Here is a 9,148-nt window from a genome sequence, read left to right as displayed (position 1 = left end):
GGGCCGTGTTTGTGACGGGTGCGGAGCCGATCAGCTGGAGTGAGGTCGGGGACTGGACCGAGGCGCTGGAGATCTACCTCGATCCGGAGCTGCTGCCGGGTGCGGAGGTGGAGACGCGATTCGATCTCCGTGACGCGGTGGTCCTCGGGATTGCGCATGTCTTGCGGAGGGCGCACGTTGTGGACGAGCCGATTGCGGATATCGAGGCGAGTACGCTCGCGCATCGCCTGGCGGCTCACCTGGCCGATGAGTACGACGGCAGTCGGCCGGTACGGCGGCGTCCGGCCGGCACGCTTGAGCGCCGTACTGTCGATCAGGTGGCCGAGTATGTCGAGGCGCAGCTCGGCGGCACGATCACGCTGGATCAGCTTGCCGGGGTGGCGTCGTTGAGCCCGTTCCACTTCGCGCGGGCGTTTCGGGCCAGCACCGGGCTCGCGCCGCATCGGTTCGTCACCGCGCGCCGGATGCAGGCCGCGCGGTCGTTGTTGCTCGATTCGGCGGTGAGTGTTGTCGACATCGCGCACTCGGTGGGGTTCACCAATGTCAGCCACTTCCGGCGGGTGTTCCGCCGCGAGCACGGGGTACCGCCGGGTCAGTTGCGATCCAGACAGCAAGATCGGACCTCCCACAGCGCCTAGGTCCGTGAAATGGTCCGCGGGTGACCACTCCACGCCCATTTACCTTCTTCAATGGCGACGTGCCGCTCGCGGCACATGTGCACCGATCCGGCGATCCCGAGGAGCGGCAGCCGGCGGTCCTGATCACGGGCTCGTGGCTGACCGTCAAGGAGCAGATGGCCGACCGGTACGCCGCTGCCCTGGCCGAGCGGGGCTTCACCGTCTTCACCTTCGACTTCGCCGGCTGGGGTGCGAGCGGCGGCCGCCCTCGGTACGCCGAACTTCCGGCCCGCAAGGTGGATGACATCGTCGCGGCAGCCCGGGCGGTCTCGACACTGTCGTCCGTCCGGCCGGGTGCGATCGGATACCTCGGGGTCTGCGCCTCTGCCCAGTACGCCCTGCGCGCAGTCGCCCAGGGTGCGCCGATCGCGTCGTACGCGAGTGTCGCCGGCTGGTTTCACGATGCCGCCACTGTCGCGCCCTTCTATGGCGGCGCGGACGGTGTCGCGATGCGGCTCGATCGGGCTGCGGAGGCGTTGGAGGCGTTCCACCGGACCGGCGAGGTCCGCACAGTGCCGGCGTACGAGGACGGCAACGACCGGGCCGGGATGTCGTTCGAGTTGCCCTACTACGCCGAAGCGGGCCGCGGCGCGGTGCCGACCTGGACGAACGAGATGGCCGAGTTCAGTTGGGCGTACTGGCTGACGTACGACGGCCTGTCGCCCGCGTCGGCGGTGTCAGTCCCGTCGTTGTTCGTGCACAGCGACGACTGCGTGCTGCCGGACAACGTTCGTACCGTCGCGAACGCGGTGACCGGCCCGGTCGAGACAGTGTGGACCACCGGTAGTCAGATCGACTTCTACGACCAGCAGGAGCAGGTCGCGTTCGCTGTTGTGGCGGCGGCCGCACACTTCGAGGGGACACTGTCTTGATTCTGGTCACTGGTGCCACCGGCAATGTCGGTGCCGAATTGGTTCGGACCTTGGCCGCAGAGGGCAGGCCCGTCCGCGGCCTGGTGCGCGCCGCCGGAGCGCGGCTTCCCGACGGTGCCGAGCCCGTGCTGGGCGATCTGAACGAGCCCACGAGCCTCCGGACAGCACTGGACGGGGCCGACGCGATGTTCCTGCTCGCGGGCTACCCCAGCGAGGTACTGGTCGAGGCGGCCGCCGCAGGTGTCCAGCGGGTAGTCCTGCTCTCGGGCGGTTCAGCGATCGGCGCCGACACGGACAACGTGGTGTCGCAGTACATGATCAAGTCCGAGAGCGACATACGGGCATCGGGCCTCGAGTGGACGATCCTGCGGCCGACCGCGTTCATGTCGAACACCCTCGAATGGGTACCGCAGTTGCGGGCCGGTGACGTCGTACGGGCACCTTTCGCCGATATCGCGGTGGCCACGATCGACCCGTTCGACATTGCTGCCGTCGCCGCGGCGGCGCTGGCCGGTGGGCATGCCGGCCGGGAGTACCAGTTGTCCGGACCTGAGTCGCTGCTGCCGGCGGAACGGGTACAGCAGCTCGGGCAGGTACTCGATCGCCCGTTGCGCTTCGAAGCCGAGTCGAACGACGAGGCCTGGATCAGGATGACGGCGGCCATGCCGGAGCCCTACGTCCGTGCCTTCTTCAGCTTCTACGTCGACAAGTCGCTCGACGAGTCGGCCGTTCTCAATACGGTGGACGAGCTCACCGGACGGGCACCCCGAACTTTCCAGCACTGGGCCCGGGCCCACAGATCTGATTTCCGCTGAGGAGACTGATGAGCCACACCGACACGTTCACCCGGATGTTGTTCGCCGTCGACGCACTCGACTGGGCCACCATCCGGGCTGCCTTTGCCGACAACGTGCGCGTCGACTACACCGAACTCTTCGGTGGAGAGGCCGAGGAGATCAGCGGTGACGAACTGGTCGCCCGCTGGCAGGGGCTGCTGCCCGGGTTCGAGGCGACCCAGCACCTGACGGGGCCGTACGTCGTTGATGCCGAGGCCGACGGGGCAGCGGTGCTGCAGACCCACGTGCGCGGCTACCACTACATCGCCGGAGCCGACGGCGGCCCGGTCTGGGCAGTCAACGGGCACTACGTGGCGCGGTTCGAGGATGGTCGCATCAGTGCACTCACCCTCCAGTTGTTCTACCAGGAGGGCAACACGGACCTACCCGCTCTTGCAACGACCCGCGCTGTTGCTGGGCGAGCGCGGCGGAAATGAGTGGCAGCTTGTACGGCGGGCGCTCAGCATGGGGAGATGTTGAGTGGAGACGAGTTGGAGGGGTTTGCGCGGGACGGGATCTTGCGGGTACGGCGGGCGTTCGGGGCTGCGGATGCGGCTCGGATGCGGGACGGGATCTGGGCCGAGCTGGCGGAGTTGTACGGGATGCGGCCGGACGATCGCCGTACCTGGGAACCGCACCGGCCGACCAGGTTGAAGGTCAGCAAGAGAGATCCGGCGGCTGACGCGATTCTGGGGCCGGTGTTGCGGGGTGTGCTGGATCAGTTGCTGGGGGAGTGGGTCGAGCCGCCGCATCAAGGGCAGGTGTTGGTGACCATGCCGACGGGGGAGCCTTGGGTGGTGCCGCATCGGTTGTGGCATACGGATGTGGGGTTCGACCTGCCGCGGGACCGGCTGGTGGCGGTGAAGGTTTGGGCGTTGTTGGGGGATGTTGAGGCGGGCGGCGGTGGGACGCCGCAGGTGCTGGGGTCGCATCGGGTGATCCGGCAGCAGTTGGAGAGCTTGAAGGAGCCGGACCTCAAGACGTTTCGGGATGAGGTGCTGGGGTCCCACGAGTGGTTTCGGCAGCTGTGCAAGGCGGATCGGGAGGTCGATCCGATGGTTGAGGCGGACGTGGACGGGATTCCGGTGCGAGTGGTCGAGCTGACCGGGAAGGCCGGGGACACCTTCGTCACGCATCCGTGGGTGCTGCACTCGATTGCGCCGAACGCGCGGGACACCCCGCGGATGATGCGGAGCCGGATGATGTGGCGGAAGGACTGACTACTCGCCGACGGAGCCGTCGACGGATTCGCGGATGAGGTCGGCATGGCCGTTGTGGCGGGCGTATTCCTCGATCATGTGCACGACGATCCAGCGGACGCTGGCTACCTCACCGTCGGGGAAAGGACGGCGGGCCGGCTGGTCGAGTCCGCCGTTCGCCAGGGTTTCGGCCAGCTGGGTGCGGGAGCGGTCCACGGCGCTGTGCCAAATACCGTGGAGGGCCTCGGGTGTCTCGCGGACGGTCCAGACCTCCTCGGGGTTGAGACCGGCCCACTGCGGATGGCGTTTGTTGCCTTGCATGCGGCGAGAGAACCAGTGGTCCTCGTAGTAGGCGAGGTGTTTGAGCATCCCGCCCAGCGTCATCGTCGAGGCGCCGACGGTTGCGGCGAGGCCGGCGGCGTCCAGGCCAGCGCACTTCCAAGCGAAGGTTGCGCGGTGGTACTCGAGGAAGCCCACGAGGGTTTCGGTCTCGCCCGCGGCTAGCGGTGGTTCCGGCCGGTTCATGGTCAGCAGGTTAGCGGCGGTTCGACCACAGGGCACGAACGGCGGGGTTGTGGTTCTCGACCAGAGGTTGCGGGCCGGCGAACTCGCGTTCGATCCGGCTTTCAGGCTTGTACGTCGGCCAGCCCGGGTCACCGTTATGCGCAAAAGCGACCCAGGCGGAGTGCATCTCGGTCGCCACCGACTGGTCGGGATCGCTGCCGAGGATGCCTCGCCAGATCGGGTCGTCGAGATTGTCGAACACGTAGGGGAGTTCGGTGGCGTGGGCGGCGCCGAGGCGGCCGTCGCGAGCGGGGGAGGCCCAGGCGAACCGGTAGACGTGGGCGCGGCCGTGGGCCTCGGCGAGGCGGAGCGCCGGGATGCGGTAGACGGCGTCGGTGACCATGGCGACGAGGGCCGCGTGGTCGGTGGTTGACCAGCCGCGGTAGGCGGCGAGGTCCTTGCGACGGAGGCCGAAGGCTCGGCCGAGCAGGTACGACGTGAGCCGGGGAACGAAGCCGTTGTCCGCGAGGTCCAGGAAGAACAGGCGGGCTTCTTCGGCGTTGTAGCCGACCAGTACGTCGAGTTCTGCGCCGGCGCCGGCCTCGATGGCGCGGATCGGGAGTTCCGGCAGCACCTCGCCGTCGATCACCGGTTCGAACGGCATCAGGTTCGGCGCCACATCACCCCAGATGCGGCGGAACGGCGCCTTGACCAGTTGTGCGGAGATCCGGCTCTGGGCAGCGATGAGGTCGGTCGAGGTCGCGGTGGCGAGGCCCTCGCGGGTCGCCGGTACGCCGAGGAGTTTGGCCAACCGGCGTCCGACGTTCAGCGCGGCCGATGGCGAGATCGCGTGGTGCCCGGCGCCCGACTCGAGGATCACTCGGTGGAAGAGCCCCTTGGCGGCCGGCATCGTCATCAGCGCGCCGATGCTCATCGCGCCCGCCGACTCGCCCATCACGGTCACCCGGCCGGGGTCACCACCGAAGGACGTGATCGTGTCGCGCACCCACGTCAGCGCCGCGATCTGGTCGAGGAGACCGAGGTTCGCGACACCATCGCCGTACCAGGCGAAGCCGTCGGCACCGAGCCGGTAGTTGATGACCACGAACACGACCCCGTCACGGGCGAACGCCGTACCGTCGTAGCCGGTGAGTGCGTTCGAGCCGACCGTGAATGCGCCGCCATGGACGAACACGATGACCGGCGCGGAGCCGTTCACGTCCGGCGTCCACACGTTCAGATGCAGGTAGTCGTCGCCCGCGATGACGACGTTCGGCAGGAGGTCGGACAGCGGCGTCGTCTCTTCACTCTGCGGCGCCGTCGGCCCCACCGAGCGCGCGTCCCGGACGCCGGACCACGCCGGCACCGGCTGCGGTGGCTGGAAGCGGTTCGGTCCGACGGGAGGAGCGGCGTACGGGACAGCCCGGAAGACCATTCCGTACGGCGTGGTCTCGCCAAGCAAAGGTCCGTACGGCGTGGGCTCGCCACGCAACTGCCCGGACGGCGTACTGACGGTGTCGGCTGCCATGCCTTCACCCTCGCACAGCGGCTAGACCCTGAAACTGTCGGTGGGCCGAGTTAGAACTGGGGGCATGAAATACGGATTCATCTTGCCGGGTGGGACTGCGGGTGAGCAGTTGGAGCAGGCAGTGCTGGCTGAGCAGGCCGGCTGGGACGGCGTGTTCGTCTGGGAGGCGGCGTACGGCGTGGACCCGTGGGGTCTGCTGTGTGCGGTGGCGGCGAAGACGGAGCGGATCCGGTTGGGGACGATGCTGACTCCGTTGCCGTGGCGACGGCCGTGGAAGGTGGCCAGCCAGGTGGTGACGCTGGATCAGCTGTCCGGTGGGCGGGCGACGCTGGCGGTGGGTGTGGGGGCGATGGAGACCGATCTGCCGCGGACGGGTGAGGAGTTGGAGCTGCGGAAGCGCGCGGCGATGCTCGACGAGGGGATCGACCTGATCCGGGAGCTGTGGAGTGGTGGGCTCAGCTACCAGGGCACGTATTACGAGTACAGCTGTGAGCGTGACGATCTGGCCCAGGTGGCGCGGCCGGTGCAGGAGCGGATTCCGATCTGGGTCGTCGGAGTGTGGCCGCGGCCGAAGTCGATGCGGCGTGTGCTGCGGTGCGACGGCGTCCTGCCGCAGTTCGAGCCGGGGCAGGACACGCCCGCAGAGCTGGCGCGGCTCAAGGCGTGGTTGGGTGAGCGGGGCCCCGAGATAGATGTCATCGCCGAGGGCGAGTCGCAGGACGCGACGGCTGTCCAGCCCTGGGCCGAAGCAGGTGCGACCTGGTGGCTGGAGACTCGCTGGGAGATGCCGCACCACTCTGCTGAGCGGATGCGGCAGGTCCGGGACCGCATCGCGGCAGGCCCGCCTGTCTAGACCTTCCTGGTCATGAAGATGTCGACCGGGTCCTCCGAGTCGATGATGAAGCCGTGGCGTTCGTAGAGGCGGCGGGCGGGGCTGCCTTGGAGGACGTTGAGGCGCACCAGACCGTCGTGGGAGTCCAGGACGTGCTGGAGTACGGCGGTGCCCAGGCCCCGGCCCTGCAGTGAGGGGTCCAGGTAGAAGTGCTCCAGCCACGGACCGTCGTCGGCTGGGCGGACGGCGATGGAGCCGGCGAACACCCCGTCAGCCTCGATGATCCAGGTGTGCGCTGGGTCGAAACCGTCGCGGAAGCGCTGCCGGACGCGGACGGCGTCGTACCGGCCGAGGCGCTCCAGGTCCGGTCGCATGACGACGGCGCGCAGTTCGGCGATCGGTTCGACATCCGCCGGGGTGGCGGACCGGAGACACCAAGGGATCATGGGAAAAACCCTAGGGGTTGGGAATACCGGCCGGGCGGGGCAGGGTTGGCGTTGGTGAGCACAAGTGTGAGAGGGATGGGATGAAGCCGACTGAGTTCGTGAAGGTGAACACGCAGTTCTGGGGGGAGCACCTCCGGGAGATCAGCGGGCATCTGCCGGTGAGCCACCGGCGGGAGCTGGCCGGTCCGCTGCTGTATCCGCGGATGATGGTCCTGACGGAGACGCCGGACTGGAACATCGTGGAGCTGGTCGGCATCAGCCGGGAGTACCGCAGTCTCGAGGTGCGGCGGCAGAAGGTCGCGAGCGTCGAGGAGTACTTCGGCGTCGGCGAGGGCCCGGCCGTAGTCACGCTGCCGGGCGAGAACCTGTTCAAGGACGCGACCGTGGCGACGCAGGACGGTCGGCAGGAGCTCACGGCGCGGTTCCCGGGGGCGCGCGGGATGCTCGGGCAGGAGTTCGTCGGTCCGCAGGAGGACCTGCTCAAGTTCGCGCCGGGGAACTACTCGACCTTCGACCGGACGCTGCTCGTGCACACGGCCGGGTCCGCGCTGCGGGCGCACTGGGTGTTCTTCGCGCTGGCGATCCACCGCTCGGAGCCCGCGGAGAAGTACCTGGACTTCCTGCGCAACTTCGCCGCGGCCGCGCCGCACACCGACCCGATCGGGACGCTCAGCGTGCCGCGGGCCGACGACGGCGCCGACCTGCAGGGCGCGGTCTTCGCGAGCACCTACCTGGCGCACGACGTACCGAAGTCGACGGTCGACCAGTTCCTGAGCTCCAACGAGGACTTCCTATTGACGGCGTTCGACGCGACCAAGCTGATCCGCCAGCCACACCTGGAGTGGCAGAGCGGCGACGAGGCCGCCCTGACCCCCGACTTCATTCTGGAGCGGGCCGACGGTTCGCATGTCGTCGGTGACCTGCGGCTTCCGTTGGCCGCCGGGGTCAAGAAGCATCGCCGTACGACGACACTCGCGGACGGCGTCGCCCAGCTCTCGCGCGTCACGGAGTACTTCGGCGACGCGGACAACCGTGCATTCGCGAACACGAAGTACGGGCTGGACATCACCGCACCGCGCAAGCTCGTGGTGATCAGCTCGCAGGACATCGTCGACGCCGCGCAGCTGAAGGCGGCCGAGGGCGTCGAGGTGCTCGACTACGACACCATCCTGCGGCTGCACCTCGCCGCAACGACGGCCTGATCGGTTGCTAGGGTCCGATCCCGTGCAGTACTTCGTGTACGGACGGGATCGGGCCGGCGCCGGCGAGCTCAAGGGGAGCCTGACGCCGGAGCACTGGGCGTTCATGGACGGCTATGCCGACGAGCTGATCGCTCGCGGCCCCACCCTCACGCCGGACGGCGAGAGCACGACCGGCAGCCTGCACATCGTCGACCTGCCGACGCTCGAAGCGGTCAAAACCTTCGCGTACGACGAGCCCTACTACCGCGCGGGCGTCTTCGAATCCGTCCTCATCACCCGCTTCCGCAACCACACCGGCGGCACGATGTGGGACTTCGCCGACGCGGTCGACGGCTACCACCGCTACCTCGTCCACACCGACGACACCCCGCGCCCGCTCACCTCGCCGCACATCATCCTGCACGGCGACCTCCTGGCCCTCGACGCCGACGAGCACCTCGGCCGCGCCGTACTCCTCGAGGCCCTGGACGCCGAAGCCGCCGCCGTCCTCGCGCAAGCCGATCCCGCCCAAGTCCACCCGTGGACCTTCGGCGGCCGCCGCTAGCCCGGACCTCCAGGCCATCACAATTGCTCGATCCGCTGCATCTCCCGCCTGGAGTTTCCGCGGACAGCCAATTGTGATGCTGTGGCGGTTCGCATCTTGTCTGTTCCCGGCCCGCTGCGTTCGTCGGTGGTTGACGGAAGGAGACAGCGATGACAGTCATCGTGGCCGGCAGCGTGTGGGTGGACCCGGCAGCAAGAGACCAGTACGTCGACGCGCACCAGGTGATCGTCCGCGCAGCCCGTGCCTACCCCGGTTGCCTCGACGGCGCCATCTCGGCCGACCCGATCGACCCGGGCCGCATCAACATCTACGAGTACTGGGACTCCGAAGCGACCCTCAACACCTGGCGAGCCATCGCCCCACGCCCCGGCCCGACCGGCACCACCATCAAGTCCCAAAACGTCTTCCTGCACGAGGTCTCCGCCTCCGGCCCACCCTTCAAACCGAAGATCTAAGCGTGGGTGAGGAGGGTTTGGAGGGTGGTGGTGAGGGTTGCTCGGGTGGTGGC

At 68.3% G+C, this 9,148-nt stretch carries 12 protein-coding genes; 9 read left to right on the top strand and 3 right to left on the bottom strand.

Annotation, left to right across the window (positions count from 1 at the left end):
* From E1261_RS40670 to E1261_RS40650, 5 genes are all read left to right on the top strand, one after another.
* Positions 1-638, top strand: a 638-nt coding sequence (locus E1261_RS40670; protein ID WP_132415097.1) for a helix-turn-helix domain-containing protein, incomplete at its 5' end; no start/stop codon positions are given.
* Between the two features lie 20 nt (positions 639-658).
* On the top strand, positions 659-1,549 hold the full coding sequence (locus tag E1261_RS40665) for an alpha/beta hydrolase (RefSeq protein ID WP_132415096.1): 891 nt from the start codon (positions 659-661) through the stop codon (positions 1,547-1,549).
* Positions 1,546-2,364 carry an NAD(P)H-binding protein gene (locus tag E1261_RS40660; protein WP_132415095.1) on the top strand — a complete coding sequence of 273 codons (819 nt, stop codon included), beginning with the start codon at positions 1,546-1,548 and terminating at the stop codon, positions 2,362-2,364. Before E1261_RS40665 ends, E1261_RS40660 begins: the two co-directional genes overlap by 4 nt.
* An 8-nt stretch (positions 2,365-2,372) precedes the next feature.
* Positions 2,373-2,822 (top strand): nuclear transport factor 2 family protein, encoded by a 450-nt coding sequence (locus E1261_RS40655; RefSeq protein WP_132415094.1) that lies wholly within the window; start codon positions 2,373-2,375, stop codon positions 2,820-2,822.
* A gap of 36 nt (positions 2,823-2,858) precedes the next feature.
* Positions 2,859-3,605, top strand: coding sequence for a phytanoyl-CoA dioxygenase family protein (locus tag E1261_RS40650; protein WP_132415093.1), 747 nt, complete (start codon positions 2,859-2,861; stop codon positions 3,603-3,605).
* Here the strand turns inward: E1261_RS40650 and E1261_RS40645 are convergent, their stop codons facing one another.
* Complete coding sequence (locus E1261_RS40645) at positions 3,606-4,109, bottom strand: DinB family protein (RefSeq protein ID WP_132415092.1); 504 nt, start codon at positions 4,107-4,109, stop codon at positions 3,606-3,608.
* Between the two features lie 10 nt (positions 4,110-4,119).
* Positions 4,120-5,616, bottom strand: coding sequence for a carboxylesterase/lipase family protein (locus E1261_RS40640; protein WP_132415091.1), 1,497 nt, complete (start codon positions 5,614-5,616; stop codon positions 4,120-4,122).
* Between the two features lie 64 nt (positions 5,617-5,680).
* On the opposite strand from E1261_RS40640, the gene E1261_RS40635 reads away from it, so the two are divergent.
* Entirely contained in the window at positions 5,681-6,469 is a 789-nt protein-coding gene (locus E1261_RS40635; RefSeq protein WP_132415090.1) for an LLM class flavin-dependent oxidoreductase, read from the top strand.
* Here the strand turns inward: E1261_RS40635 and E1261_RS40630 are convergent.
* A complete protein-coding gene (locus E1261_RS40630; RefSeq protein WP_132415089.1) occupies positions 6,466-6,894 on the bottom strand; it encodes a GNAT family N-acetyltransferase in 429 nt (142 codons plus the stop codon). The two genes, E1261_RS40635 and E1261_RS40630, sit on opposite strands and share 4 nt — an antisense overlap.
* A gap of 80 nt (positions 6,895-6,974) precedes the next feature.
* Here E1261_RS40630 and E1261_RS40625 point away from each other — a divergent pair, with 80 nt between their 5' ends.
* The 3 genes from E1261_RS40625 to E1261_RS40615 all read left to right on the top strand — a co-directional run bounded on the left by E1261_RS40625 (position 6,975) and on the right by E1261_RS40615 (position 9,095).
* Entirely contained in the window at positions 6,975-8,096 is a 1,122-nt protein-coding gene (locus E1261_RS40625; RefSeq protein ID WP_132415088.1) for a hypothetical protein, read from the top strand.
* Positions 8,097-8,118: 22 nt separating this feature from the next.
* A complete protein-coding gene (locus E1261_RS40620) occupies positions 8,119-8,640 on the top strand; it encodes a YciI family protein (protein ID WP_132415087.1) in 522 nt (173 codons plus the stop codon).
* Between the two features lie 149 nt (positions 8,641-8,789).
* The gene (locus tag E1261_RS40615) at positions 8,790-9,095 is read left to right on the top strand and encodes a putative quinol monooxygenase (protein WP_132415086.1); all 306 of its coding nucleotides are present in this window, start codon (positions 8,790-8,792) and stop codon (positions 9,093-9,095) included.
* Positions 9,096-9,148: the final 53 nt, after the last annotated feature.

The sequence above is a fragment of the Kribbella albertanoniae genome (assembly GCF_004348455.1).
Classification (GTDB): Bacteria; Actinomycetota; Actinomycetes; order Propionibacteriales; family Kribbellaceae; genus Kribbella; species Kribbella albertanoniae.
This window is presented reverse-complemented; position numbering and strand designations above follow the sequence as displayed.